The 25,837-nt window shown below is 39.0% G+C and carries 25 protein-coding genes and 2 pseudogenes; 14 read left to right on the top strand and 13 right to left on the bottom strand.

Features of this window, described 5'->3' with window-relative positions; all coding sequences use genetic code 11:
* Positions 1 to 99: 99 nt before the first annotated feature.
* Positions 100 to 945: a cyanophycinase gene (locus SLP02_RS08645; protein ID WP_319420251.1), complete on the bottom strand. Its 846-nt coding sequence runs from the start codon at positions 943 to 945 to the stop codon at positions 100 to 102.
* A gap of 158 nt (positions 946 to 1,103) precedes the next feature.
* On the opposite strand from SLP02_RS08645, the gene trmD reads away from it, so the two are divergent.
* Positions 1,104 to 1,799: a tRNA (guanosine(37)-N1)-methyltransferase TrmD gene (trmD, locus tag SLP02_RS08650; protein ID WP_319420252.1), complete on the top strand. Its 696-nt coding sequence runs from the start codon at positions 1,104 to 1,106 to the stop codon at positions 1,797 to 1,799.
* A 182-nt stretch (positions 1,800 to 1,981) separates the two neighbouring features.
* Here the strand turns inward: trmD and SLP02_RS08655 are convergent, their stop codons facing one another.
* Positions 1,982 to 2,572 (bottom strand): class I SAM-dependent methyltransferase, encoded by a 591-nt coding sequence (locus tag SLP02_RS08655; protein WP_319420253.1) that lies wholly within the window; start codon positions 2,570 to 2,572, stop codon positions 1,982 to 1,984.
* Between the two features lie 393 nt (positions 2,573 to 2,965).
* Between SLP02_RS08655 and SLP02_RS08660 the strand changes: the two genes are divergently transcribed.
* On the top strand, positions 2,966 to 3,793 hold the full coding sequence (locus SLP02_RS08660) for an FkbM family methyltransferase (RefSeq protein ID WP_319420254.1): 828 nt from the start codon (positions 2,966 to 2,968) through the stop codon (positions 3,791 to 3,793).
* 119 nt (positions 3,794 to 3,912) lie between these two features.
* On the opposite strand, the gene SLP02_RS08665 is transcribed toward SLP02_RS08660, so the two are convergent.
* Positions 3,913 to 4,770, bottom strand: coding sequence for a glycosyltransferase (locus SLP02_RS08665; RefSeq protein ID WP_319420255.1), 858 nt, complete (start codon positions 4,768 to 4,770; stop codon positions 3,913 to 3,915).
* A 140-nt stretch (positions 4,771 to 4,910) separates the two neighbouring features.
* Between SLP02_RS08665 and SLP02_RS08670 the strand changes: the two genes are divergently transcribed.
* The 3 genes from SLP02_RS08670 (at position 4,911) to SLP02_RS08680 (ending at position 7,918) form a co-directional block, all read left to right on the top strand.
* Positions 4,911 to 6,038 (top strand): saccharopine dehydrogenase family protein, encoded by a 1,128-nt coding sequence (locus SLP02_RS08670; protein WP_413467345.1) that lies wholly within the window; start codon positions 4,911 to 4,913, stop codon positions 6,036 to 6,038.
* Positions 6,039 to 6,132: 94 nt separating this feature from the next.
* On the top strand, positions 6,133 to 7,488 hold the full coding sequence (locus tag SLP02_RS08675; protein ID WP_319420257.1) for a 16S rRNA (cytosine(967)-C(5))-methyltransferase: 1,356 nt from the start codon (positions 6,133 to 6,135) through the stop codon (positions 7,486 to 7,488).
* Between the two features lie 25 nt (positions 7,489 to 7,513).
* Positions 7,514 to 7,918 carry a tellurite resistance TerB family protein gene (locus SLP02_RS08680; protein ID WP_319420258.1) on the top strand — a complete coding sequence of 135 codons (405 nt, stop codon included), beginning with the start codon at positions 7,514 to 7,516 and terminating at the stop codon, positions 7,916 to 7,918.
* A 55-nt stretch (positions 7,919 to 7,973) separates the two neighbouring features.
* On the opposite strand, the gene SLP02_RS08685 is transcribed toward SLP02_RS08680, so the two are convergent.
* From SLP02_RS08685 to mgsA, 6 genes are all read right to left on the bottom strand, one after another.
* The gene (locus SLP02_RS08685; protein WP_319420259.1) at positions 7,974 to 9,080 is read right to left on the bottom strand and encodes a class I SAM-dependent methyltransferase; all 1,107 of its coding nucleotides are present in this window, start codon (positions 9,078 to 9,080) and stop codon (positions 7,974 to 7,976) included.
* A gap of 59 nt (positions 9,081 to 9,139) precedes the next feature.
* Entirely contained in the window at positions 9,140 to 9,586 is a 447-nt protein-coding gene (locus SLP02_RS08690) for a bis(5'-nucleosyl)-tetraphosphatase (RefSeq protein ID WP_319420260.1), read from the bottom strand.
* Positions 9,587 to 9,631: 45 nt separating this feature from the next.
* Positions 9,632 to 9,988 carry a DUF952 domain-containing protein gene (locus tag SLP02_RS08695; protein WP_319420261.1) on the bottom strand — a complete coding sequence of 119 codons (357 nt, stop codon included), beginning with the start codon at positions 9,986 to 9,988 and terminating at the stop codon, positions 9,632 to 9,634.
* A gap of 35 nt (positions 9,989 to 10,023) precedes the next feature.
* The gene (locus tag SLP02_RS08700) at positions 10,024 to 10,449 is read right to left on the bottom strand and encodes a secondary thiamine-phosphate synthase enzyme YjbQ (protein WP_319420262.1); all 426 of its coding nucleotides are present in this window, start codon (positions 10,447 to 10,449) and stop codon (positions 10,024 to 10,026) included.
* An 18-nt stretch (positions 10,450 to 10,467) separates the two neighbouring features.
* Complete coding sequence (locus SLP02_RS08705) at positions 10,468 to 12,156, bottom strand: GUN4 domain-containing protein (protein WP_319420263.1); 1,689 nt, start codon at positions 12,154 to 12,156, stop codon at positions 10,468 to 10,470.
* Between the two features lie 203 nt (positions 12,157 to 12,359).
* The gene (mgsA, locus tag SLP02_RS08710) at positions 12,360 to 13,631 is read right to left on the bottom strand and encodes a methylglyoxal synthase (protein ID WP_319420264.1); all 1,272 of its coding nucleotides are present in this window, start codon (positions 13,629 to 13,631) and stop codon (positions 12,360 to 12,362) included.
* Positions 13,632 to 13,842: 211 nt separating this feature from the next.
* Here mgsA and SLP02_RS08715 point away from each other — a divergent pair, with 211 nt between their 5' ends.
* A complete protein-coding gene (locus SLP02_RS08715) occupies positions 13,843 to 14,535 on the top strand; it encodes an ATP-dependent Clp protease proteolytic subunit (RefSeq protein ID WP_319420265.1) in 693 nt (230 codons plus the stop codon).
* A gap of 35 nt (positions 14,536 to 14,570) precedes the next feature.
* Positions 14,571 to 15,170 carry an ATP-dependent Clp protease proteolytic subunit gene (locus SLP02_RS08720; protein ID WP_319420266.1) on the top strand — a complete coding sequence of 200 codons (600 nt, stop codon included), beginning with the start codon at positions 14,571 to 14,573 and terminating at the stop codon, positions 15,168 to 15,170.
* A 94-nt stretch (positions 15,171 to 15,264) separates the two neighbouring features.
* Here the strand turns inward: SLP02_RS08720 and SLP02_RS08725 are convergent, their stop codons facing one another.
* The 3 genes from SLP02_RS08725 to SLP02_RS08735 form a co-directional block, all read right to left on the bottom strand.
* A complete protein-coding gene (locus SLP02_RS08725; RefSeq protein ID WP_319420267.1) occupies positions 15,265 to 17,097 on the bottom strand; it encodes a vanadium-dependent haloperoxidase in 1,833 nt (610 codons plus the stop codon).
* 46 nt (positions 17,098 to 17,143) lie between these two features.
* A complete protein-coding gene (locus SLP02_RS08730; protein ID WP_319420268.1) occupies positions 17,144 to 18,457 on the bottom strand; it encodes a calcium-binding protein in 1,314 nt (437 codons plus the stop codon).
* 247 nt (positions 18,458 to 18,704) lie between these two features.
* The gene (locus SLP02_RS08735; protein WP_319420269.1) at positions 18,705 to 19,229 is read right to left on the bottom strand and encodes a hypothetical protein; all 525 of its coding nucleotides are present in this window, start codon (positions 19,227 to 19,229) and stop codon (positions 18,705 to 18,707) included.
* A 438-nt stretch (positions 19,230 to 19,667) separates the two neighbouring features.
* Here SLP02_RS08735 and SLP02_RS08740 point away from each other — a divergent pair.
* From SLP02_RS08740 to SLP02_RS08750, 3 genes and pseudogenes are all read left to right on the top strand, one after another.
* Positions 19,668 to 19,877, top strand: a pseudogene (locus tag SLP02_RS08740) (ATP-dependent Clp protease proteolytic subunit); the annotation flags it as partial.
* Between the two features lie 1,154 nt (positions 19,878 to 21,031).
* Positions 21,032 to 21,244 carry a hypothetical protein gene (locus SLP02_RS08745; protein ID WP_319420270.1) on the top strand — a complete coding sequence of 71 codons (213 nt, stop codon included), beginning with the start codon at positions 21,032 to 21,034 and terminating at the stop codon, positions 21,242 to 21,244.
* Positions 21,231 to 21,508 (top strand): annotated as a pseudogene (locus SLP02_RS08750) (type II toxin-antitoxin system RelE family toxin). The gene SLP02_RS08745 and the pseudogene SLP02_RS08750 overlap by 14 nt, the downstream one beginning before the upstream one ends.
* A 138-nt stretch (positions 21,509 to 21,646) precedes the next feature.
* On the opposite strand, the gene cobS reads toward SLP02_RS08750, so the two are convergent.
* On the bottom strand, positions 21,647 to 22,435 hold the full coding sequence (gene cobS / locus SLP02_RS08755; protein ID WP_319420272.1) for an adenosylcobinamide-GDP ribazoletransferase: 789 nt from the start codon (positions 22,433 to 22,435) through the stop codon (positions 21,647 to 21,649).
* A gap of 142 nt (positions 22,436 to 22,577) precedes the next feature.
* Here cobS and SLP02_RS08760 point away from each other — a divergent pair, with 142 nt between their 5' ends.
* Genes SLP02_RS08760 through SLP02_RS08775 form a run of 4 tightly spaced genes read left to right on the top strand, consistent with a single transcriptional unit; the run spans position 22,578 to position 25,807 of the window.
* Positions 22,578 to 23,027 carry a hypothetical protein gene (locus SLP02_RS08760; protein WP_319420273.1) on the top strand — a complete coding sequence of 150 codons (450 nt, stop codon included), beginning with the start codon at positions 22,578 to 22,580 and terminating at the stop codon, positions 23,025 to 23,027.
* A 43-nt stretch (positions 23,028 to 23,070) separates the two neighbouring features.
* Entirely contained in the window at positions 23,071 to 24,183 is a 1,113-nt protein-coding gene (gene tgt, locus SLP02_RS08765) for a tRNA guanosine(34) transglycosylase Tgt (protein WP_319420274.1), read from the top strand.
* A gap of 31 nt (positions 24,184 to 24,214) precedes the next feature.
* A complete protein-coding gene (locus SLP02_RS08770; RefSeq protein ID WP_319420275.1) occupies positions 24,215 to 24,649 on the top strand; it encodes a DUF29 domain-containing protein in 435 nt (144 codons plus the stop codon).
* Positions 24,650 to 24,685: 36 nt separating this feature from the next.
* Positions 24,686 to 25,807: a M14 family zinc carboxypeptidase gene (locus SLP02_RS08775; protein WP_319420276.1), complete on the top strand. Its 1,122-nt coding sequence runs from the start codon at positions 24,686 to 24,688 to the stop codon at positions 25,805 to 25,807.
* The last annotated feature ends 30 nt before the right edge of the window (positions 25,808 to 25,837 follow it).

A 25,837-nucleotide genomic window follows, 5' to 3' on the forward strand; every position in this document is an offset into this window, starting at 1 on the left:
AACTGCCTCACCGCAACGGTTTTGGCTCGCAATCGGGTAGAGTTCAAAAGCCTCGTCACGATTGACTAATAACCAATTACTAACAACTAATAACTTATTTTATCGAGTTAAAGGGGTATGCTGATATAAATCGTAGCGATCGCCATGTTCTAAGATATGCAGCCTCAGATTATGCAGGCTCAAAGGCTCGTTTCCCTGTACTTTTTCTAAATTAGTGTGAGTCATTTCTCGTGCATCAACAATGGTGACTGTACCTTTGCCAATTACCTGCATTGTGTCGTCATTTTCAAACATGGCGCAGGTGTCTTCATCAATACCAATTCCTAAAAGACTAGGATGGAGAGCAATTGCACTCAAAAGCCTTGCCAAACGATTACGATTATAAAAGTGTTGATCTACCAAGACTTCTGGAATAATACTTAAGCCTGTGGACATATCCACTAAAGCACGGTTGGGAGATTCGGCACTACTTCCGCCTGAGATCATATGATGACCCATCACCGCTGCCCCTGCACTAGTTCCCGCTAAACTAATTTTTCTCTGCTGGGCTTTGGCAATAATTTGATTCATCAAGGAAGTACCAGCAAGCAAACTACAAAGGCGAAGCTGATCTCCACCAGTCAGAAAAATTCCCGTGCAGTTCTCGACAAAATTAAGATAAACTAAATCATCTGCTCCATCGCGATCGCGCACATCTAAAACTTTAATCTCTTTTGCTCCCATCTCGCCAAAAAGTCGATGGTAGCGTTCGCCAATTAAATTTGGTTCTCTAGATGCACAAGGAACAACGCCTATAATGGCATCTGTTCCTCCTGAACGATTAAAAAAAGTTTGTAGTATTTGTTTGCCGTGTACTTTATCTTCAGCACCGCCAATGACTAAAATAGCGTTTTTGGTCGATTGTGAAGAGTCGATAATGTAATTTTTTACTTCAGTATTGATCATAATTGAATTTGCGGACAGGAGATAAACCCTTGACTAATGCTGATCGTAACGACACTGACGATTTACTGCTGTGTCAAAAACTACTTAACTCCTGTAAGTTATAAAGCTTAAACTCAGACCCTATTAGTTAGTATTTTCTCTTAATTCTATTAATTATCGTGCGTTTTGATATTATCACTCTTTTTCCCGACTTTTTCGCTTCTCCTCTCAATACCAGTTTACTAGGTAAAGCGATCGCCAAAGAAATTGCTACGGTTAATTTGATAAATCCTCGTGACTTTACTACAGACAAGCATCACAAGGTAGATGACATTACCTATGGCGGGGGTGTAGGAATGTTGCTTAAGCCTGAACCAATGTTCGCGGCAGTAGAATCTCTACCAGTTTTGCCTCAGCGAGAAATTATTCTCATGACCCCTCAAGGACAGCCTATGAGTCAACCTCTACTCAAAGATTTAGCTAGCAATTATCAGCAGCTAGTAATTATCTGTGGACACTATGAAGGAGTAGATGAAAGAATAAGGCAGCACTTAGTAACAAAAGAAGTATCTTTGGGCGATTTTGTCCTAACCTGTGGCGAAATTCCTGCTCTTACTTTAATTAATGGCGTAGTTCGTTTGTTACCTGGAACAGTAGGTAAAGTAGAGTCTCTTAAAGCAGAAAGTTTTGAAACCGATTTATTAGACTATCCTCAATATACTAGACCCGCCGAGTATCGAGGCTGGCAAGTCCCAGAAGTACTGCGGTCTGGTAATCATAAATTAATCGACGAGTGGCGTAAAGATCGGCAGATTGAGCGTACTCGCGATCGCCGTCCCGATCTCTGGCAAAAATGGCGCAATAGCAAACAATAAAAACAATAATAAGTATTTAAGCTCAATGTTGTTCGTTTTAGTAGAACCAAAATTTAAGAGGAAGTAGCAAACTATTCCAGGTTTTGACCCTAGCCTCAAAACATTATTTTACTTGGGGCGTGTCATCATTTTCAACAACCTTACAGCTCAGATCTGCATTTTTTTGTTAGGCAATTGAGCCTTTAAATCTTACGAAGAACGACATCATTATACATTCGTCCTTGAAGTGCGAAATATATAAGTTCAAAATCATGCTCTAGACAAAATTCATTGACAGCCTCAATTACTCCATATTTTGCCAATCCTAAAGCCCCAAAAAAAATGTAATCGTTCATCGCTATCAAACCATCAGGCTTTAGCTTTAATTGTGTAGCATTCAAATCTCTCTTTACTCCTTCATAGGAATGATCTCCATCAATATAAACCCAGTCAAAATAATTATCTGGCATTGACATAATAGTTTCAGATGAGTTGCCAAGATGCACAGCAACTGTTCCGTTTGATATATCCTGAGCAAATTTGCGCTCGGCAATTTTTATGGCAGCGTCATCAATATCAATTAAATGCAATTTTTTTGGTTGCACTATTTTAAGAATTTTGTCTGAAAAGTCACACTTCCAAATACCTATCTCTGCACAAGTTGCATTCTTTGGCATATATTCGAGCATTTTGTCTCGATTTTCCACTAGCCTACAGTTGAGAATGTGTTTTGCTTGGAGAGGTTTAGCTGGTGGTAGCATTGCTCTTCGTTGTTCCACTGTGGAATTTACCAAGAAGTTAATCCTGGTTATCTTTTTTGCCAATTTACGAAACTGGTTTGTGATCATGAAAAATTTTTATTATATTTAATGCAGCTACAATTACTACTCAAAGAGTAAGCGATTTTAAGATAGCTGTAAGGAGCATTGTTGGGAATAGCTAAGGCGATCGCCTAAATTATTTCGAGCCAACTTTCCCTTATTCTCAGCCTGAGATGATTACAACCTAGAGAAGAAGAGATTAGATAATGTACTGGCGATCGCTATATTATCATTACGCCCCTGCAATATAATCTTACCGATGCGGTTATAGTTAAGCATCTTTACGCTCAAAAGTTTTTTAGGTAATCAGCACGACAGAACAGGTGCTGGAGGTAATCATGCCTTCATAATATTAAGAATTAAGCTATGGATTTCAAAACCAAGTTAAAAGCCATGACTATGAAGTTTACCAGGAAATCACTTGGTAAATATGCTTTTGCTGTTCTTGCTAGAACAGACAGTGGAATATTTGCTGTCGATCCAGAAGATCTAGCCGTTGGGCGCAGTTTGCTAAGGCATGGGAATTGGTGCAATGAAGAGTATGCTCAAATTAGTCAATATGTCAGTAACCATAGCAGCGTTTTATTCGTTGGTGCGCACATTGGCTCATTAGTTGTTCCAATTGCTAAAAATTGTGGCAAAGTCGTAGCAATTGAGGCAAACCCAAATACTTTTGAATTACTAAAAATAAACATCACCCTCAATCAACTAAATAACTGCGAGTTACTTAATGTTGCTGCTAATGATAAAGTCGAAAGTTTACCATTTTTGCTTAATAAGCTGAACTCAGGAGGAAGTAAACGAGAACCAAAGGTAAAGAAAGAAATGTACTATTATGACAACCCTGATTACGTCAAGGTTGAGGCAGTTCCTCTAGATGATCGATTAAACGCAAGTTGCTATGACCTGATTGTTATGGATATTGAAGGATCTGAATATTTTGCATTGAAAGGAATGCAAAGAATATTAAGCTGTTCAAAAATATTACAGATCGAATTTGTTCCGCACCATTTAAAGTATGTGAGCGGGGTAGGAGTAGATGATTACTTAGGCTTAATTAGTCCTTATTTCGATCGGTTGTATATACCTTCTAAAAAAATTACGATTGGCAAATCTGAATTTGAAGCTACTTTGACAACTATGTTCAATAAGAATGAAGAAGATGATGGGATTATCTTTCAAAAGACTAGATGACAGTTAAACATTGAGCATTTTTTCATTGATAAATGCGCGTTTGCTAAATGTTTAATGACCTTGAAAAATGGCTATAAATTTTAAACTACAGTGCAAAAAATCAAGGTAATGCTAAACAGTTAATGAAGAATTCTTATTCGCCAATAATTATAAAAACCAGTTAGCTTTCCCCAACCCTGGTGAGGTTTAATTACAACCAATCTTAAGGTGTTAAGCAAAATTCTGATATTAGTTATAATAAAAGTTGAATAGTTGCCATGCTTTTCGATGTGAATAAGATAGCTATGGGTAATATGCTTGTACTTTTGAAATATATTGCGATTAGTGATAGAAGTCGCATCGTGTACAATTTCTATTAAAGGAGTTACGGCTATTTGATGTCCTTGCAGACCATAGCGCAGACAAAAATCTAAATCTTCGTAATATAAAAAATAGCGATCGCAAAATTGAGGACATTGGGAAAAGTTTTTACAGTTAATCAACAAACTACAGCCGCTTACCCAATCAGTTTTGATATAGTCTTGGCTTAAATCGTTTGGCAATGTATTGATAATCTTTATAGCAGCACTACCAGAGGTGAATGTTCCTCCAGCAGAAGTTATTTCTCCTGCCGAATCAATTACTGTAGTTCCCAAAATTGAGATTTCAGAGTGCTTTTCAAAAAAAGGTAAAATGGTTTTAACAACTTCTTGTTCAAAGTAGGCATCAGGATTAATTAACCAAACAATAGCTTGATCATTTTGATTATTAATCCAATTCAAACCTACATTACAGGCTTTTCCAAAACCCAGATTACAATTAGCTTCTATTATTTTTAAATGCTGGTCATCTAGTTTTAACAACTCTCGATCTTCAGGAGAATTATTAACAACAACTACCTGATATTTATCATTATCTTGTTCGGGCAAAGATTCGAGTAAGCGAGCAAGCAAACTACTGGAATTGTAATTAACTGTTAAAAAATAAAGATTAACCATAATTTAATTTTTAAAAATGAATATAATTTTGATAGTTGCCTAATTGTCATCCATGAGTTCTAGGCGTAAGAGAAGATTACAATATGAGAGATAAATCCCTGGGCGTGGAATATGCTGCTTGCACCCTCGACAGTCGCTTTATGTCGGTGAAACCGTCCACCGCGCTGTCTCGCAAAGCAGCATTTCCGCCCACTAAAAAAGTTTTGATAATTGGAGGCTGTGGCAGAATTGGTAATAGTGTTGCCCAGGATATTGCCAACCATACTGACGCAGAAGTTACTATAACCTCTCGTAATCCTCAACAGGTTAATTCTCCTTTTCAATTTCTAGCTTTAGATTTGGCAGATCGAGAACAGCTAGAAAAAGCGATCGCCTCAAAAGATTTGGTAGTTCACTGTGCAGGCCCTTTTCACCATCGAGACGGTAGAGTGTTAAAGACTTGTATTGAAGCAGGGATAGATTATATTGACGTGAGCGATCATCGCTCTTTTTATGAACGGGTAATCAAATATAATGATAGAGCGATCGCATCTGGAGTCACAGCCATACTTAATACGGGCATTTTTCCTGGTATTTCTAACAGTATGGTCAAGCAGGGTATTGAACAATTTGATCGACCTCAGAAGATCCATTTAAGCTATGTAGTAGAAGGATCGGGGGGTGCAGGATTAACCGTGATGCGAACTACCTTCTTAGGCTTAAAAAACAAATTCTCTGCCTGGATCAATGGTAAATGGCAGAATACCCTACCCTACACCGAAAGAGAAATGATTGAGTTTCCTCAGCCCTATGGCAAGACAGGGGTCTATTGGTTTGATATGCCAGAAACCTATACTTTTGCCGATTCTTTTGCTGTAGATACCGTAATTACCAAATTTGGCTCAATTCCTGACTGGTATAACCATTTAACCTGGATTACGGCTCATATATTTCCTGAAGCTTGGGTAAGCAGTCCCCAGGGAATCGAATTTTTCGCTCGCGTTAGCTATCTGATGACCAAGGTTACAGATAAGTTTAGCGGTATTGGCGTGGCAATTCGGGCAGAAATTACGGGAGAAAAAGAGGGCAAACCCCAGACATACTGCGCCACTATGGTACATGATAATACGGCGATCGCGGCGGGGGCTGGCACAGGTGCGATCGCCGAGCTAATCTTAGAGGGTAAGCTAAAGCAGCCAGGTATTTATCCTGTAGAACAAGCTTTATCTACTCAATTATTTACAGAAATTATTAACAGCCGTCAAATAAAGATAACTGTCAGTTATTAGGTAGATGCGGTTTATATTTAGTTTTTAAAGTTTAAAGTATTCATGCCTAAATCCCTACTAGAATAAATAGGGCAATTTTCTCTTCATCTTCAGCATGGCATCTACTCCCAATTCCCGTCAGTTGGCTTTTTTTGCCCTCAAAAATGTTTATCAAAAGAAAGCCTATACTGATGTCGCCCTCAACCGCGTGATTAAATCTATGGGTAAATCGACTGAGATTAGCCAGACAGACAGAGGCTTTGCCTGTGAATTGGTTTATGGTATTGTGCGTCGTCAGCGAACTTTGGACGCTCTAATTGATTTACTAGGTAAGAAAAAAGCAGCGCAACAACCTCCAGATTTACGGATTATTCTCCACCTGGGTTTGTATCAGTTACGGTATCTAAATCGCATTCCTACTTCAGCAGCAGTTAATACTAGCGTGGAATTGGCTAAAGCTAACGGTATTCCTAGGCTTAGTGGCGTAGTTAACGGGTTATTGCGGGGTTATGTACGTAAAGCTGAATCTAGAGATCCTCTGCAACTACCAGATAATCCAATAACCAGATTGGGCATACAACATAGCTTTCCTGACTGGATAGTAGAGACTTGGTTAGAGCAATTACCCATTGAAGAAGTAAATCGATTACTTGCTTGGTTTAATCAGTCTCCCAAAATTGATCTGAGGGTAAATATTCTCCAAACTACCATTGAAGAAGTAGAAAGCGCATTTAAAGCTGCGGATATTTCTATAAATCGCATCCCAGGATTACCTCAAGGGTTGAGACTAGAAAGCGCGGGTGCGGTTACAGATTTACCAGGCTACAAACAAGGATGGTGGGTAATTCAAGACAGTAGCGCGCAGTTGGTGACGCATTTACTTGACCCTCAGCCTGGAGAGACGATAATTGACGCTTGTGCTGCACCTGGAGGCAAAACTACCCATATAGCCGAATTAATGGGGGATAATGGTCATATTATAGCTGGCGATCGCGCTGCTAAACGCCTAAATAAAGTTAGAGAAAACGCTGCACGCCTACATTTACAGTCTATTCAAATCGAAGTGGGAGATAGTTGCGACAAGAGTGAATTTGCGAATATAGCCGACAGGGTACTTTTAGATGCCCCTTGTTCGGGTTTAGGCACGCTACACAAACGCCCTGATATTCGCTGGCGACAAACCTCCCAAGCTATTGAAGAACTTTTTGAGTTACAAAGGAAACTATTAGAACAGGCTGCTACTTGGGTAAAGCCAAAAGGTATTTTAGTGTATGCCACCTGTACTCTTAATATTTTAGAAAATGAAAAAGTAATACAATCATTTTTGGAACAACACTCAAACTGGAGTATTCAATCTCCTACTGATGAGATTACCAAAAGCTGGGCAACATCAGAAGGATGGATTAAAGTTTATCCCCATCGTCATGATATGGATGGTTTTTTTATGGTGAGATTAGAACGAGGTTTGTGAGATGGGTGACAATAAAACTAAGAAAATGAAACAAGTTCTGAAAATTCTGATTGCTGCTGCTTGGATAGACGGAGTTATTCAACCAGAAGAGCGAGTTTATTTACGTCGTATGGCTAAAGATTTTCAACTAGCTGATGATCCAGAGATCAAGCCTTTACTATCTGAATTAAGACCAATTCAACCTGTTGAATGTTATCAATGGCTAGATGAATATTTTGGCGAAAATCATTCCCCAGAAGATTATCTGGAATTATTAGAAAAAATTAGTGGCTTAATCTATAGCGATGGTTATGTAGACGTGAGAGAGGCTAAGTTAATTGAAGCTATTCAAAACTGCAATAACAATCTAGATTGTCGCAATTCTATCTTTGATAAAATGCTGCGAAAGATTCAGAAGTTATACCGTGCAGCAATTGAACAAAAAGTTTAGTCATTACCGAATTACTAATTTAGCTTTCCCTGTAATTGTTTAAATTAAGCGATTATTAGATATGTATGGCGATCGCAATACAGGTTTCGAGATCCGCATCGGTTTTGATTCCTTGAGGATTAATATGGGTTGCTGCTGCTTGATAACCTTGGTCTTGTAAAGCTTTGATTAAGTGCGATCGCTTTGGTATATCTATTTTTCCGCGACGACCAATTTCTCCTAATTTGTAAAAGTAAGGCGGTAGATCGATCTCATCTTTCATTAAACTGAGCAATTCAACAATTTTCTGCCAGCCTAACTGTTGAGCCAAAATTATAAACCGTTCTATCTGTTGTGGGTTGTGTAATTCACCTAGCCACATTGCACCACTAACGGTTATAGCAGAATTAGAACAGGTGCAGGTAATTTTATTTAATTTACGCCAGAGAATAGTTTGATAGTTACCACAGCTATGGCAATAGGCGAGAAAACCATAATTGTTGTTAGTTAGATTAGGTTTAGACACTAACCGCATCATCAGACGATAAGTTTTCCCTGTAAACAAAGAAAAGACTGGTTCAACTCCTAAACCTTTAGTAGCAGCCTGTTGTTGAGTGCTGCCAATCAATAGTCTTAAAGCCTGTTCATGGGCTGCGGGATGAGAACGTGCGATCGCGCCATAAGCCTGAATACTATTTTCTGGTAAATGTCCTGTTAACGTGCGTCCGTCAGTGCTAGTTAGATACATCAAGCCACCAATCTTAGTCGCCCACAGCATAGTACTAAGATAAGGCACAGCACTACCAAAACAATCCACATCAACTAAATCATAATAATCCCGATGTTCATAGCATTTAAAAAATACTCGATGAGCATCTTGATGAGTAATCTGACAGTGACCAGATGCGATCGCCTGAGATAAATTTTGCTGTAATATAAAACTATTATCGGCATTTCCTTCATTTACCCAAACATAGTCAGCATTACTTTCTTGCCAATAACGTAAGCTGCGAATACCACAACCAGCTAAAGCATCCAAAGCCCTCAGACTTCCGCGATCCTGCTTATAAACCTTGGCAGCCAAAACTCCCAAATCTCGCACCAGCTTACTTTGAGGATTATAAAAAGCCTTTCCCGTTTGAAATTTTGCTGACTCTTCTTGATACCAATTGGTTTCATTCACTTAGGATAAAAAATTTTATTTACCGTCCAAAATAAAATTTACTTCTGACCTCTGACCTCTTATCGTTTACCTTTAACAATCAACTGCCGATCGACCGTCAACAGCAACTCATCAATAATTCTGTTATGAAAATAATGGGGAGGATTCCATTTAACCCATTCAGAAGCATTATGTTCTGTCATCACAATTTCTAGTTCTTCGCTTACCCAGGCGAAAAAAATAACTAAAGACTTTTCAACTTTGTCTCCGCCAAAACGTCTGTATCGAGGGTAATAAATAGTTTTAAACCGAAAATCCAACTCTAAGCAAACCTGTTTTTTAGTGATTCCTGTTTCCTCAAACAATTCTCTTAAAGCGCACTGAAGTTCAGTTTCCCCAGGTTCAATGTGACCTTTGGGCAAATCATAACGATATGATCTCTTCATCAAGAGAAATGATGGCTGTTTCGTTTGAGTAAAGCAGATTACACCGCAAGATTTGACTTTTTCCATGAAGGATGATCGCATTTCTAAGGCGATCGTGATCGAGATAAATATTGTTTATCCCATAATCTAAACTTTAAGTTCATCTGGCAAAGTAAAGTTACCATCAATATTACAGGGAAAAGCGATCGCGTTACTAACCGCTTTAGTTGGCAATACACTATAAAGGTGAGGATATAGTTCTACACCCCCCTCTAAATTTTCCTCAACCAGACTGTTGTTTATTTTAGAGGATTCAATAACTAATATTACAAGACCACTTTGTCCTTTGAAAAATCGATGCGCTACTGTCAATATTTGATGACAATAAGAACAGTGAATAAATCCTTCTGTGTCAAAACCTTGTGCTTTGTATTCTTCTTGAGATTGAGCAGCATTCCACTCAGCAAAAGAGGTTATATGATAAACAAACTTATTTTTATTCAAAACGATAATTGATTAGTAATCACTAATTACTAAGTTTAATGTTCATCTCCGCTAACATGAACAATTACTTCTCTTTGATTGCCTCGTTGACGGTGTTCCCACAGATAAATACCCTGCCAAGTTCCTAAAACTAATCGCTCTCCAGAAATAGGAATATGTTCTGAAGTATGGGTTAAGGCAGAGCGAATATGAGCAGGCATATCATCCATTCCTTCGGCACTATGAATATATCGTGTAGCGTCTTCAGGGACTAATTGAGCAAAGAAATTTTCTAAATCAACTAGAACATCAGGATCGGCATTTTCTTGAATCAACAAAGATGCAGAAGTATGGCGCACAAATATAGTACACAAGCCTGTAGCAACGCCAGATTTTTCTACTGCTTGTTCGACTTGACGAGTAATTTTATGGAGTGATTTTCCTGTAGTTTTGATTTTTAAGGCTGTTTGATGTTGTTTCATTTCTACCACTGCTAATTGTTAAAGAGATTTAGGAGCTTTATTAATATTAGGTTGATTGTTAGAAGTATTGCTAGAGTCATTCTCAGGAGACTTTTTAGGGTTATCTCTTTCTGCTTCTGCCTTTAACTCTTCAACGCTAGGATTGAAGTTGCAGCTAGCAAATAATTGCTTGATTACATTTTGTTCTTCATCTGGTAGAGCAAACCACCAAGGCAGTTGACCTTGAGGTGCTTTTGAAGGATCAAAATTAAGCTCATCGTATAGTAAATAGCCACTACCGCTGATTACATTACCTTTTTTCCAGCCCACTTTTGTAGCAAACTTGCGCCAGGTTTCAGTGGAATAATCGCCTTTTTGATTGACGCTTTGCCAAATCTTCTGCTGGGAACTAAAGCCAAATTTATGGTCGCTGTATTTTTCCCAGAGGTTGTCTATGGTTCTAATATCGGGACAAGAAAACTGAGCAATGGTTTTTAATTCAATAAAAACGTGTTTATTTTCCTGTTTAGCGGTTTTAATAATTTGCTCTACAAGTTGATAGGTATGTATATCTGCTTCTGACCATTTTTTTTCCTTTAGTAAATCTCGCAGCTTAGTATAGTCAATGCCAGTCTTGGGAGAGACTAAAGAAAGTGAGGTAGTAGGCGTATTTGTAGCTTCTGATGCTGCTGGAGCAGGTTGATAATTTGTGGCTTGCGTTGATTCATTCTCTGCTTTTGATAATTGTGGCTCAGGTTTGGCCGATTCTTCTGGTTGTTTTGGCTGTTTCTCTACTTCTGGAGTTTTAGCTGGAGACTCGTTAGTAGCTTCTGGTTGTTCTGGAGTTTTAGGGGTAGGGGTGTTGGCTCGATCTGGGGTAAAAGTAGGAACAGAAGAAATTTCTCCAGAATTAGCTTGAGTTTCTGACTGGTTATTAGCTAGCTCAGGGGTTTTAGACTCTGACTGGCTGGCTGTATTATTGACGGGAGGAGTTGATGGCGTTGGATTATTTAATTTGGCGATCGCAGTTTTATAGCTATTAATCGGAATGCCATAGTTAGAAGTGCCTCCAGATATGGCATTTATATTTGCCTCTCCATGAACTCCAATCATATACCCTTCTTGATTATAAACAGGACCTCCACTCATCCCAGGAAAGGCTTCACCACTATAAATTAAAGAATAGCCATTATCAGTCGATTTTGGTAATATGCCCACCAAACTAGCTGTAAAGAAACGATAGTAACGATTGTCTTCTGTGCGTAATTCTCCAGGATAGCCAGCAAAATAAATACTTTGTCCTTCGTTTAGGTTTGATGAATCACCAGTTTCAGCTATCTGATAGTTTTCATCGCTCTTAAACTTTAATATGGCTAAATCTAACCCTGGTAATTGCTTAATCGAGGCTGGATCTACCTGATGTTCCCTACCGTCTATAGTTTTAACAACATAATCTCCAGAGTTTTTCATCACGTGCCAGTTGGTCAGCACGGTGTAAACTTTGTTTGAATAGTCAACGATTGCACCAGAGCCAGTATTAGCTCCGTCTATACGTACAGTAACTTGTTTAGCACGCAGGTTAACTTCTTCTGGAGAAAGAACTTGAGCTATTTGAGTAATAGCAGCCTGGGTAATTTGTGGCTGTAGCTCAACCAAAAAGGGAGCTATAGCCACACTAAAGCCCAGTATTCCCAACAATAGTTGGGTCATCTTTCCAGAGAATTTCATTTACTTATCTCCAATAGGTTTAAATAATAATATTTATGGATATTGACGTTGAAATCTAAAAATGTTCCTCTCCTAACTGTCCAAACTAACCAAGCACAATCGCCTTAAAATTGGTGGGCAAAAAATTATTTGATTGAATACTACTATCCAATTTCAGGAATTTGCCCAGCCTACAAAACTGTTACTATTGTAAACTTCAACCTTCACAAGACGGGAGCAAAAACAGTTAAACTTTGGGGCAAACATTCAATTTCTAGAGGCGTATTGCCAATAATTTCGCCATCTAAAACAACTTTCTGAATTGGGTTGGCAGAGATTTTTACTTTACGCGATCGCAAATGAACTATATTATCTAATTCTGCACTAGTTCTAATCAAAGCTGCACCAAGCATACTTAACATAGTGGTCACAGCCTGGATTTTATTGTCCACCGTGGCAATAGTAATATCTAATAAGCCATCATCCATCACCACTTCGCCAATTCCTTGAGCCAATACTGAGGTGGGAGGCGCAGCGTTAGCAATGGTAATTGCTCCGGCTTGAAAAGTTCTCATTTCCCCTTCAATTTCAATTTCGGCATCAAATAGCTGCTGTTCGTTTAGCTGCTGCCAACCTGCCATAATATATGCTAACGAACCCCAACGATTTTTTGCTTCGCGATCGGCTTTTTCAATGGTTTCGGCTTCGTAGCCAATGCCTGCTAATAAAATCAAGGGTAAGTTATTACACCTTGCTGCATCAATTACTCTAGTTTTTCCTGCCAAGATTATTTCGCAGGCTCGTCGTAGCTGATTAATTTGTTGAGTGATGCCTAACGCCATACCAAAAGCATTTGCCGTGCCTCTGGGGATAACACCTAAAGGAACATCTGTGCCAATCATCGCTCCCGCTACCGCAGAAACCGTACCGTCACCACCAGAGGCAATAATTAAATCTGCATCTTGAGAGATCGCCTGAATTGCTAATTCTTGCGGACTGATATCGAGGCTGGTTAAATGAACCTCCAGGTGTAAATGAGGATCTAACATTTGTTTAATAAAGTTAAGATCCTGCTCGCCGTTGCCTCCACCAGATACAGGATTAAAAATTAAATGAGCGACCAAACTCTGAGCAAAGCTGGTGGCGATCGCTTCTGCCGTACCTAAATTAGTCGCTAGAGGAACTAAGTGAACGTTACAAATTCGCAGTAGTGTCTGAATATCTGGCTCATGGGGTTGAGCATTTAAGGGGTCAATCAAAAAAATAACCGCGATTATTTCCCCTGCAACAACCTTGGCGGCAATTTGAGCATCTCCCCCCACCGATCCTGATGCCATCCGTTCTATTATTAGATTGGTAGCGTCTTCAATACGTTTACCCGTAGTTTCTGTGGCGATAAGATGATAGCGAGCTAACAAGGGTTGATGACGAATGGCAAATTTTACTATATCGTCTTTTTTATGATCATGGGCAATTAAAGCGATCGTTCTAGCCATAAGTGATTGTCAACAGCAAAGAAAAAATGAAAATGGTTCGGTTGTGTTCGGTTTTAGGGATTAAAACTAGCTTAATCCTGGCTTAATAGATGCGTTAAAATCATTTTACTAACCTTGGCATAGAAGCATAAATAAAGTTTATTAGTTGTTTTTTCACCAATTTGCCCTGGGAGATAACAATATTAAGAAGTAAATTAACTTAAAAAATACTATGGATTCACCAATTCAGGCAGTACAAGCACCCTACAGAGGAGGCGGTGGTAGTATGTATCGCACTCCACCCCCAGATTTACCTTCTCTACTACTAAAAGAACGTATCGTTTATTTGGGACTTCCTTTAGTATCTCCTGACGAATATAAAGATCAGATTGGCATTGACGTTACAGAGTTGATTGTGGCTCAGTTGCTCTATCTGCAATTTGATGATCCTGAAAAGCCAATCACCATGTATATTAATTCTACTGGTACATCTTGGTACGGTGGAGATTCAATTGGCTTTGAAACCGAAGCTTTTGCGATTTGCGACACTATTTCCTACATCAAGCCTCCAGTACATACTATTTGTATTGGTCAAGCAATGGGGACAGCAGCCATGATCCTCTCTTCAGGAGCAAAAGGCTATCGCGCTAGTTTGCCAAATGGTACGATTATCCTCCATCAAGCTCGTCAAGGTGCTCAGGGTCAAGCCTCAGACATTCAAATCCGTGCTAAGGAAGTATTAGAAAATAAACGTGCTGTACTAGAAATTTTTAGTCAAAATACTGGTCAGCCAGTCGAAAAACTAGAGAAAGATACAGACAGGATGCTGTATATGACTCCTCAAGATGCGAAAGAGTATGGGTTAATTGACAAAGTTCTAGAAAGTGCAAGCGATCTACCTACTCCTGTTTCTACTCTGACTTAAAACAAACGTAATAAATAACTAAGGTAAAGAATCTTATGCCTATTGGTGTTCCTAAAGTTCCCTATCAAATGCCTGGTCAGCAATATAGCGACTGGATTGGCATTTACGATCGCCTCTATCGCGAGCGTATTATCTTCCTCGGCAGAGGCGTTAACGATGCTTTGGCAAATCAAATAATTGCCATTATGCTTTACCTCGATTCTGATGATCCTGGTAAGCCAATTTACTTATATATCAATTCTCCTGGTGGTTCGGTAACTGCTGGACTGGCGATTTATGACACCATGCGTCATATTAAATCGGAAGTTGTAACTATCTGCGTTGGCTTGGCTGCTTCTATGGGTGCATTTTTGCTCTGTGGCGGTACAAAAGGTAAGCGTTTGGCATTGCCCCATGCGCGGATTATGATTCACCAACCTTTAGGGGGTGTTCAAGGACGCAGACAGGCAACAGATATTGACATTGAAGCAAGAGAAATCCTGCGTATTCGCGATCAGCTAAACCAAATGATGGCTGACAATACAGGGCAGTCTATCGAGAAGATTAAGAAAGATACCGATCGCGACTACTTTATGTCTGCTTACGAAGCGTTGGAGTATGGTCTGATCGATCGGGTAATTGAAGAAAAAGAATAGTTTAAATTGTTGGCAAACATTAGCCACTACGTTAATCATAAAACTGGCAAATTATAATAACCTGCCAGTTTTTTTGTGATTTTCCTAAGATGTGCTAGACGAAAAGATCCGCCTCGTTCAAGATATAGTTAGCTACGTCTAAACCTGTAGCAACGCCATCTACGTTAGATATCTCTACGTGAACCCCCCCAAATTCTCGGCTATCAGCGTTTTCTCTGGCAGCTACTTCAAAGCTACTCATACTACCCAAGCTGGTAAACTCGCGAGAAACACCAGGTAATTCCTGAGTAGGAATTTCAAAACTCACGTCTTCGCCAAAAAAGTCTTCCAAAACACCTGCTGCTGCACCGCCAAAAGCGGAGTGTCCAGATATATAGTCAGGAAAGTTGGGAGTACGAATCAAAGGTTCCCAATCTGGATCGGCGGTAGTATTTGGATTGTTGTCATCGTCTGCATTGCGGATTGCTGTGACTGGACGCAACTGCTCGTAGGCGTATTTACCATCCCAAGTTACTATTCCAGCATCAGCCATCGCTACGTTTAATTCAGCAAACAAAAGGGCATTATCTTCTAAAGAGTTACCTTGGTCTAGAGCTACCTCTTGAGCAATTTCATTCCACTGTCCAGGTGGTCTAAAAGTTTCTGGGCGATCGTATGACCAAAATTGGGCAATTTCTGTTTGTTCGTCAGTACGTATAACATCGGTTGCTTCGGTATCTACTAATCCACCCAAGCCTTGAACTCGTTCGATATCTCTGGCATAATTGGGACTACTAAATGCTGGGGGACCTCCAGGCAGAAAGTCGGCTGTACTATTGATTGCAAAGGGTTCAACTCGACCCCAGTTTGGTAATAAAGCGGTAGTCTCAACCAGTCCATTTTCATCTAAGTTTCCTGGAAGAGACTGGGTAGGATCGGGTTCTCTTATTTCTTTATAGTCACCTGCTGCTGTTCCTGGTGTATAAGGAACTTGAGCGAAAGATGCACCATCATTACTACGTTCGGCAAGGATAGCTTTGGCAACTTCTTCACCAAAATCAAAACCAGCGTCTTTAGCAGCAGGATCGTCGCTAATTTCTGAAAGAGAAAGATCGTACTGTGCATCAAAGACAGCCTTTTGTTCGGGAAATAGCGCTGTCAATGTGCCATATGCTGCACCAACAGCAGCAGCCTCTTGGGATGCTCCTTCTGGTACGGAAGGAAGATTTGAAAAAGAACCATTAGGACTGTCACTAAGAGCATTGACTGCTTGATAAATAGCAGTATGCAGAATTGCTCCATCTCTTGCAACTACTGGCGGTGCAACTCCTGGTATAGTTGCGGTGGTTGAGTTATCGTTTAATCCTTCGTCTTGTTCTGCTTTGCCTTCAGCCTGTACGGCATTTAAAAACGTAGAGTTCCAATCGAGAACCACGTCAGTACCATCAGAAGAGATAAACTGAGTAGCTTGATCGCTACTTTCGTCTGATTTAACTTCGGCAATTAAATTATACGCTCCTGGCGATACTACGCTGGCGGTACGAAAATCATCAGAAGCAAAGTCAATAGTAAAGGTGTTTTCTTCACCAGAAGCTAAGTTGACCCCGCTAATAGTGCCAAGTAATTCGTCTGTTCCCCGTAAGGCATCGATCGCTCCGTCGGGGATATTTGGTCTGGGATCGTTTTCTCCTGGTCTGCTTATCGTATCTTCGTTAGTATTAAGTGCGCGCCTTCGATCTTCTGGATCGGCTTCATTAAAGGCTGCCTGAGTCGAAAAAACTAGATTATCGAGACTGCTGTCAGTTGAAGCGTACAGCTTCAGGGTTGCATCTGTTGCATCTTCATCACCTTGATTAGTGACTGTAATTTCTAATTTACCTTGTTCGTCGGGGAAAACAGTAGGGGTTTCTAGAATATTTCCGAACTTGACTGTCAAATCTTGTGGCATATCGTTCTTGCTCCTGTTTATAAAACGTATTCAATCTTGCCAAGAGTTAGACAAAAAGAGAATCTTCGATTAATGTTGGGTCTGTATTGGTAAGAGATTCTTCTGATACCGCCTGCTCGATGCTAGCTAAGTTGTCTGCTCCTATTGTTGCTCGTGCAGTATTAGTGCTGGCAGATGACGAGAATATGTTGTCTAATTGTAAAATCGCAGTTAATTCGCGATCGCCTTCAGCTGCTTCATAATAGATAGCCAAACCATCAGGTAAATTGCCTGAAGTGAAACCAATAGAATAGTTATCCCTCAAACCAGCTATATCTAAATTATCTTGCCCAAATTCAAAGTCGGTAATTAAAGCGTAGTCTCTTGTTCCCTCATTGCCTGGAATACCATTGTCGTAGAAAACGGCATCTTGACTTGCCAGAACAAAAGTATCGCTACCGCTTCCGCCTATTAGAGTGTCGATGGTGCTACGACCAAAATCTACATCCGAAGACGCTGTTCCAACACCAATTAAGCGATCGTCGCCAGAACCGCCATCAAGAGCATCGCTTCCAACTCCACCAAACAAAGTATCATTACCTCGATCTCCGAACAAACTATCTGCTGCTGGACCCCCTACGATTCGATCAAAGCGATCGCCGTAGAGTTCGTCGTTGCCCGAACCTCCATACAAAGTATCATTACCTTCTTCACCATAAGCTCGGTCATTTCCCGAACTGCCTTCGAGTACATCGTTTTCCTCCCCGCCATAGAGATTATCTTTTCCTCCACTTCCTTGGAGGACATCGTTGCCATTTCCTCCATAAAGGTTGTCATTTTGTTGACCACCATCGAGAGAATCATCTCCTATGCCACCATTTAGAAAATCTTTGCCATTACCTCCAACAAGGGTGTCATTACCAAATGCTCCATCATCGGGATTGACATTAGGATCTGCATCTCCGAAAAGATTGTCATCGCCAGAACCGCCAATAAGACTATCATTTCCGCCTTTACCAACGATATTATCATCACCAGAACCACCATCAATAGTATCGTTGCCAATACTATTAAGACCTGGATCGCCGACAACATAATCGTCGCCTCCTAGAGCAAAGATCAGATCGCCTTGCTCAGTACCGATAATTCCGTCGTTTTCCTCAGTACCAGTAATTTGGTTATCGACTTCATCGCCGACTATCAAATTCTCTATTTCTAACTGTATAATGGTTTCTTCAACATCAGCAGAGGTTTCGAGGTTTTCTTGTCCTGTAAGAAACTCTCCCTCTAATGTATTAATCCCATTAAGTGAATCATTAGATTCTACAATTGTTTCTATTGCAGCATCAGGTTGCAAATTTAATTCGATTTTTTCTGCCATGATAAATATCTCTTAGTAAATTAAGGTTAAATTACAAAAATGTTTTATTTAATTTGAGCAACTATCAAATTTGCCGTTGGTTTCTCTGGAAAACCAATAGCACATCAGATGGCAGCTAAGTCCTCACCGTGACTAAATTTGCTCTAATTATTTGGTGTAATAAGTCCATTTAAATAGTAAGATTTCAGCTTCTATAGACTCAATGCTTTTCTGTATGACATACAGTTTTGGATTTTTGCCTCTGTTTTTATTTTCCTGTTTCTAACTGTCGCAACAGACTTAATAGCGTAATTTCATCTAACTCTTTCAGGTTCATAGTTATGACTCTAATTACATCTACATAACCCAAATATATTTCATATTTTTGCCGTTTATCGGCAGGAATTTTGTCAAAAAAAACCCCTTTTCCCCAACGATGAATGGTATTGGGTTTAATTTTCAAAAGTTTGGCAATTAAGTTAATACATTTTTCTCGATAACCATGTTCGGACTCCATTGCTATAATTTGTTCTTCCGTGAAACGTGGTCTACCGTTTTCATTTATGGCTGACAAACCAAACCAACGACGACAAAATGTTCTAGGATGTATGCTTTGCTTGTAGCTAACGCTAGTTTTTAAAATTTTAGAAGTAAGAACAATCAACTGAGTATTTCTATCTTGAGTATGAGACGATCGCTCTTGAAAACCAAATTGATTTTTATTATCAGCAATATTTTTGTGGCGAGCAAAGCCATTTAAGTCAGTTGCTAGAATATCTTTTTTGTGCGTCATTTACTTGAATCTCCAAATAGTAATTGTTGATTTTACGTATGGACAGTAATTGGATCAAACAACACTGCTAAATACTCTGATACGTCTGCTTATTCTCAACTAGACGTATAGAATCGAGGATAGAAATTCTCGACTGATTACCGAACAAGGGTTTCAAATATTTGCAATAAATCCATTCACTGCTTAAAGCCAAGTAATATGTGTTATTTTACTATGCAAAAGACCGCTTAATTATGCAAGTTATTATGAATGTCTTAAATTTTTAGTTGAAATGTCTTGATTTATGAATAAAAGAAAGTGTAATAAGCGGAAAATTTAGGCTATTCGTGTCAATAAACACTTAGTACAATGAAGTGCAAAACTAGAAAATAGTCACTTAAGAGATTTTTAGCCTAGAGCGCGTTTATTTTCACTCGAAATGCGATCGCTCGTTTATGAGGTGTTCAAGGACGCAGACAGGCAACAGATATTGACATTGAAGCAAGAGAAATCCTGCGTATTTGCGCTCAGCCAAACCAAATGATGGCTGACAACACAGGGCAGTCTATCGAGAAGATTAAGAAAGATAGCGATCGCGACTACTTTATGTTTGCTTACGAAGCGATGGAGTATGGTCTAATCGATCGGGTAATTGAAGAAAAAGAGTAGTTGAGATTACTCATAAATATAAGTGCTTACGTCAACTATTTTACTGGTGAGTTATTGTAACCTGCCAGTTTTTTATTGAGCAACTATAAATTGATTAATAACTTTTTCAGGTTTGCCCAAAGTTATATTTAGTAATTTTTTATTATGACATAAGGATTTATAGTTACTTCATCTTCTGATTTTAGTCATTAACTGTAATTAAAGTCTGAATTTTAATCAGCAACAGAAAATTATATTTTGTAATTCAACTAAGTAAACTTTACGTTAACTTTACGTAGTGAACAAAACTTGTCCGTAACTTTACTATTATTATTTATGTTGTTATCAAATTGGTAAGTAACAAGTATAAATACGCAAACACTTTAGGTAAATAATAGTCTATGAATATCTACATTCTCAGAAGCAAAGCCCAAAAAACGCGGGACAGGTTTTTAGGTAAGATCAAGAATAATCAACAAAACTTGAATTACCTCAAAGATCTAGAGTCCTGGGGAACTGTGGAGATTGTTAATTCAAACGAGACTCACATTGAGTACAGCCTGATTCAAGGCTAAAAATTAAACACATTTTGCGAAAAGCTACCTTTTTAGATTGAGGTGGTTTTTTTCTTACCCCCTTCCCACTGTAAAATGAGGTCAGCTTTGTTAAACCAGTATCCAGTTAAGAGAGCGATCGCCACATTACTTAAGTAGTTGGACAGAATTAAATTCAGCGTTAATGCTCAAAGTCAGAGGTCAATTCGAGCATTCCCTTGCGCCTGACGGCGACGCGGGGTCTGACCTCTGACGGCGACGCGGTGAGACAGTTGCGGTGGACGGGTTCCCCGGCATAAGGAGGGCGCGTCGCCTGTGGTTTCCCAGGCGTTTATGTCGCCCGTCAAACTGTCGAATCCTTTAGGGGGTCTCGAAAGAGGTCAGAGGTCAAAGGTCAAAGGTCAACTATTTTTCTTTCCGCCTTGTTCAAAGACAACTAGAAATTCATTAATATATCGCATCACTTCGCGATCGCTATTTAAAGTTAATAGATTATCTAAATCTAGATCGTCTTTAGTCAGTTTTAGCCAGTTGACGCAAAATCAATCTTGAGGTTTTTAAGAAAATTTTCATAATAACAGTAGACTTGTATTGATTACTAATAGGAATGGAATCAAGCAAATGCTAAAAATAAATAAAAACTATGTATTAGATACTAATCAAAACAAAATTGCAGTTCAAATACCTATCGCTGAGTTTGAAAGGATCGAAGAAATTTTAGAAGACTATGGATTAGCTCAACTCATGGATGAAGCCCAAGGTGATGAAACTCTCAACAAAGAAGAAGCATTAAAATATTTAGCATCAATAAAAGCTGAAAATGTGGAAAGTTGAATACACCAAAAAGTTTTTAAAAGAATTAGCATCTTTGCCTACAAATATTCAATCTCGTATTGAATTAATTGTTTTTAGGGAATTAGAAGCAGAAAACCCCTTTGAATTAAGATATTTGAAGAAAATGAAAGGCTATAAAAACAAATCAAATATAAAATTAGAGTTGGCGATTATAGGATTGGTTTAACTATAAACAAAAAAGACCAAACTATCATTTGCCAGCGAGTTGCCCATCGTCGCGAAATTTACCAGACTTTTCCTTAACATTAGCGCGATCTCTAATGTTAAAAAATAAAGCTAAAATTGCCTTTAATTATATGATGAGGTGAGGAACTAGTAAAATTTTATTTTCTTCGTTAACAACTGAAATACCTGTGTTAATTCTTGTGTATGTCATATAAGCTAAAACGCTGTTAGAAAACACAATATCAAAGCTTCGCTCCATTCTACTACTGCACCATAAGTATCTCCTGTATGTCCGCCGAGTTGCTTATTAAACCAATATCCAGTCAAAAGAGCGATCGCGCTATTCCCCAACACAATTACTCCCACTTGCCACCAAGATAAATAAACTACGGTAAACCATAAACCGCTACAGGCTAGTAAGACAAATAAACCCAGCAGTATATCTTGAGGTAAGCGTAAGTTTTCCTTATGAAATGAACCTTTTCCCATTGCTCGCAGATAAGGATAAAAAGCGATCGCGCCTACTTGTCCCCATCTTGCCCAACCTGTTGCCGAAAGTAAGACTAACCAGATAGGTAGAGAAACTTCAGATAAAGCTACAGTTTTTAATAATAAGATAATTATCGCTGCGATCGCGCCAAATGCTCCTGTGGTACTATCTTTCATTACTTCTAAGCGACGCTCTTTGTCCGTTACAGACAAACCATCAGCGGTATCCATTGCCCCATCAAGATGTAAACCACCTGTAATACCCACCCAGGCTGCCACAACAACAGCTTTACTAGTCAAGTTTGGTAATCCAGCAAAAACTAGCAGTATACTCAACAAAGCCAGTAATAAACCGATTAGCAAGCCAATTACAGGACACCAACGAGCAATACGCGACCAATTGTTAGTCCACTGAGAAGGCAAAGAAATTATGGTATAAAATATTACACTATTAGCAAGAGAAGTAATTGAGTCATTAATCCATGACAAAAAAGATTTGATAGGTATTTTTAACATGGATAAATCCTTGATTAAAATTAGATTAAATACAGGGGAAATATTGGGCTACTATTATTTGGTAAGCCACTTTATTTTTACGATATATTTCTAAGCAGAAAATATTAAAGTCAGGTAATTTGAAGACTCAAATATAATTCCTATGAATAAACATGACGGCATGAAATCGCTTCCCGCGCCTTGTATTATAAATGAGGGGATTTTAGTCAATCAAGATGATATTAAACGTTTGTTAGCTGATTTATATAGTGTGTACTATGTCCATACTATAGACGAGCGAGTAAGTGATGAAGGTCAAGGATTAATCCAAGAAATATTTAGCGATCAACATCAATCTACTTTAATTGCTAATCAAAACATATACATAAATATTCAAAGTTTTGACTATTTACAGCTAAGTAGATCTACTAATAACCAAGCTTGTTACGATCTTGTTCAAGATAATCGTCAGCTACGTCTTATTCCTACCGTTAGCCCCAGTCAAACTCAGGTTATCTCTAGAAATATTGATGCAAAGACAATTGAAGCTATGGTTGCAGAAGTTTTATCTGCTCGTTTAGATGTGCAGCTTGATGACGAAGACTTTCAATGAACAATTATCAACGAACAATGAATAGTAATCAGCAATCATATTAGTGGGATTTTCATTTGAATGTCAGGCAACCTGTAAGCATACTCATGCTAGGGCAGGAATTTTTCATACACCTCACGGCATCGTCGAAACTCCTCGATTTATGCCCGTCGGTACTTTAGCAACTGTAAAAGGCATTATTCCTCAACAGCTAGAGGCAGCTAATGCCCAAATGATTCTAGCCAATACCTATCATCTTCATTTGCAGCCAGGGGAAGAAATCGTCAGAGAGGCAGGGGGTTTGCACAGCTTTATGGCTTGGAGTCAGCCAATCTTGACTGATTCAGGAGGATTTCAAGTTTTTAGCCTGAGTAAAATGCGTCAGATTAGCGAAACAGGAGTTATCTTCAAATCTCCTCGTGACGGTAGCATGATTAATATTACCCCAGAGAAATCTATTCAAATTCAAAATTCTCTTGGTGCTGACGTGATTATGGCGTTTGATGAATGCCCTCCCGCTGATGCCACAAAGGAGCAGGTACAAGCTGCTACAGATAGAAGCTATCGTTGGTTAAAGCGATGTGTTGAGGCTCATGAAAATACTGACAAACAAGCTTTATTTGGTATTGTTCAGGGAGGAATACATCTTGATTTGCGGACTCAGGCAGTAGAACAACTGGCAGCTTTAGACTTACTTGGCTACGCTATTGGGGGAGTCAGCGTGGGCGAAGATCCTCAGCTAATCAATGCCACAGTCAAACATACTGCGCCCTTGTTGCCTAGAGATAAACCCCGTTATTTGATGGGTGTAGGGACTTATCGAGAAATGGCGATCGCGATCGCCTCTGGGATAGACTTATTTGATTGTGTAATTCCCACTCGTCTTGGTCGTCATGGCAGTGCCTTAGTTCAGGGCAAACGCATTAATATTAGGAATGCTCAGTATAAGCGAGATTATCAGCCTTTAGATGAAAGCTGTAGTTGTTATGCCTGTCAAAACTTTAGTCGTGCTTATCTAAATCATATGGTGCGATCGCAAGAAATATTAGGCTACATTATGCTATCTCTTCATAACGTTACGGAATTAATTCGCTTTACTCAGCAAATCCGTAGTTCAATTTTTCAAGGTACTTTTACTACGGACTTTGCCCACTGGTTGAGAGACATTGAAAATTGATTTAATAAATAAGATTAAGCCAATAGAAAAAATGAAAACGAAATTAAATCAATTACACGATCGCGACTTTAATCTTTGGATTGAGGAAGTGAAAACTGCGATTCAAAATAAAGACGCTGAAGCTATGGACTGGGATAACCTGTTAGATGAAATAGATGACATGGGCAAGTCCGAAAAGCGATCGCTTGAAAGTTATTTAGAGCTTTTAGTTGCTCATATTCTTAAGCTAAAGTATTGGCAGACAGAAAGAGAGCGTAACTATAAACACTGGCAGGTTGAAGTGGTTAATTTTCGCAAACGCATTCAGAGGCTACTAAAGCGAAGCCCTAGTCTCAAAACATATATGGAAGAAGTATATCCAGAAATTTATCAAGATGTTGTTGACGCGTGGCAAATTGAGTTTGATATACCTAAAAAAACGTCTATCGCCCTAGAGAAAATTTTGGCTAAAGATTATTTTGGCTAGTAAATTCAAGAATGTTCAATGTTCAATGTTTAATTGATGACTCCGATTATTACAACTATAGATTTACTCAAACTAGCCTCTGGTGATGTTTTATTTTTACAGGTATACAAGTTTGTTGGTGAGCAACTAGGTAAAAAAGCCTACATCCAGTCAAATCTCCACGGTGCAGAAATTGTCGGCAATGCGGTTATTCAGCAGTTAATTGAGTTTTTGACGCAGTTAGATTCATCTCAGCTACGGGGAGAAATTTGGCTAGTACCAGTGTGTAATCCTCTGGGAGTTAATCAGCGATCGCATTTTTTCTCGACGGGTAGATTCAACAGCTACGATGGCAAAAATTGGAATCGTATTTTTTGGGACTATGAAAAGCAAACTGAAGATTTAGCCGAGTTTGCCCAGTCGCAGCTAGAGAATGAGCCTGAAGTAATTAGAAACAATTATTTAGCTAAAATTAAGCAGGCATGGTCAGAAGAATTAGAGCGCATTGAAGCACCAAGTAGCGTACCTATTAGCCAGCAATATCGCTACAAGCTCCAGTCTTTATGTTTAGATGCCGATTATGTAATTGATATTCATAGCTCTAGTAATCAGGCAATTAACTATACTTTTGGTTTTAAAGAGAGAATTGCCAGTGCCAAATATTTATTATTAGAATATGGCATCCTGATGGATGAATATGACGGCGATGCCTTTGATGAGGCATTTCTAAAACCCTGGTTAGCATTAGAAAGAGAGTTGGCTAATTTGGGTAAAGAAATTAAATTTGATTTGGAGTCTTGGACTTTGGAATTAGGATCGGGCATGGTAATGAATCCCGCTTCCGTTGCCCAAGGAGTAGCTGGAATCAAAAATTATCTGGCTTATAAGCAAATTTTGACTTCACCTACTCCAGTCACAGCAGCAGAAATTACTTTAGCTGAGAAGCACAAAATCAACAGCTATTACGCTCCTACGGGTGGTATGATTCAATCAAGACTGTCTTTGCAAACAAGGGTCAATTCAGGAGACAGGATCTATCAACTATTGAGTTTTAATAAGCAAGGAAAAGCTCCAGAAGTCATTGATGTTTGTGCAGAAACCACGGGAATAGTGTTTGATATTTCTACTAATCAATGTGTTAATCAGGGTGAATATGTGATGGATATTTTAGATTGTTAATTAGTCAGAGCATCATTACCACACCTTATT

The organism is Pleurocapsa sp. FMAR1, assembly GCF_963665995.1.
Taxonomy (GTDB): domain Bacteria; phylum Cyanobacteriota; class Cyanobacteriia; order Cyanobacteriales; family Xenococcaceae; genus Waterburya.

Excerpts from the sequence above, each read along its gene's own strand:
- SLP02_RS08775 (WP_319420276.1), top strand. The coding sequence starts at position 24,686 with ATGACTCCGATTATTACAACTATAGATTTACTCAAACTAGCCTCTGGT.
- mgsA (WP_319420264.1), bottom strand. The coding sequence starts at position 13,631 with ATGGCTAGAACGATCGCTTTAATTGCCCATGATCATAAAAAAGACGAT.
- SLP02_RS08705 (WP_319420263.1), bottom strand. The coding sequence starts at position 12,156 with ATGAAATTCTCTGGAAAGATGACCCAACTATTGTTGGGAATACTGGGC.
- SLP02_RS08725 (WP_319420267.1), bottom strand. The coding sequence starts at position 17,097 with ATGCCACAAGATTTGACAGTCAAGTTCGGAAATATTCTAGAAACCCCT.
- SLP02_RS08770 (WP_319420275.1), top strand. The coding sequence starts at position 24,215 with ATGAAAACGAAATTAAATCAATTACACGATCGCGACTTTAATCTTTGG.
- SLP02_RS08665 (WP_319420255.1), bottom strand. The coding sequence starts at position 4,770 with ATGGTTAATCTTTATTTTTTAACAGTTAATTACAATTCCAGTAGTTTG.
- SLP02_RS08745 (WP_319420270.1), top strand. The coding sequence starts at position 21,032 with ATGCTAAAAATAAATAAAAACTATGTATTAGATACTAATCAAAACAAA.
- cobS (WP_319420272.1), bottom strand. The coding sequence starts at position 22,435 with ATGTTAAAAATACCTATCAAATCTTTTTTGTCATGGATTAATGACTCA.
- SLP02_RS08730 (WP_319420268.1), bottom strand. The coding sequence starts at position 18,457 with ATGGCAGAAAAAATCGAATTAAATTTGCAACCTGATGCTGCAATAGAA.
- SLP02_RS08645 (WP_319420251.1), bottom strand. The coding sequence starts at position 945 with ATGATCAATACTGAAGTAAAAAATTACATTATCGACTCTTCACAATCG.
- SLP02_RS08675 (WP_319420257.1), top strand. The coding sequence starts at position 6,133 with ATGGCATCTACTCCCAATTCCCGTCAGTTGGCTTTTTTTGCCCTCAAA.
- SLP02_RS08670 (WP_413467345.1), top strand. The coding sequence starts at position 4,911 with ATGTCGGTGAAACCGTCCACCGCGCTGTCTCGCAAAGCAGCATTTCCG.
- SLP02_RS08690 (WP_319420260.1), bottom strand. The coding sequence starts at position 9,586 with ATGCGATCATCCTTCATGGAAAAAGTCAAATCTTGCGGTGTAATCTGC.
- SLP02_RS08715 (WP_319420265.1), top strand. The coding sequence starts at position 13,843 with ATGGATTCACCAATTCAGGCAGTACAAGCACCCTACAGAGGAGGCGGT.
- SLP02_RS08720 (WP_319420266.1), top strand. The coding sequence starts at position 14,571 with ATGCCTATTGGTGTTCCTAAAGTTCCCTATCAAATGCCTGGTCAGCAA.
- SLP02_RS08735 (WP_319420269.1), bottom strand. The coding sequence starts at position 19,229 with ATGACGCACAAAAAAGATATTCTAGCAACTGACTTAAATGGCTTTGCT.
- SLP02_RS08760 (WP_319420273.1), top strand. The coding sequence starts at position 22,578 with ATGAATAAACATGACGGCATGAAATCGCTTCCCGCGCCTTGTATTATA.
- SLP02_RS08660 (WP_319420254.1), top strand. The coding sequence starts at position 2,966 with ATGGATTTCAAAACCAAGTTAAAAGCCATGACTATGAAGTTTACCAGG.
- SLP02_RS08680 (WP_319420258.1), top strand. The coding sequence starts at position 7,514 with ATGAAACAAGTTCTGAAAATTCTGATTGCTGCTGCTTGGATAGACGGA.
- SLP02_RS08700 (WP_319420262.1), bottom strand. The coding sequence starts at position 10,449 with ATGAAACAACATCAAACAGCCTTAAAAATCAAAACTACAGGAAAATCA.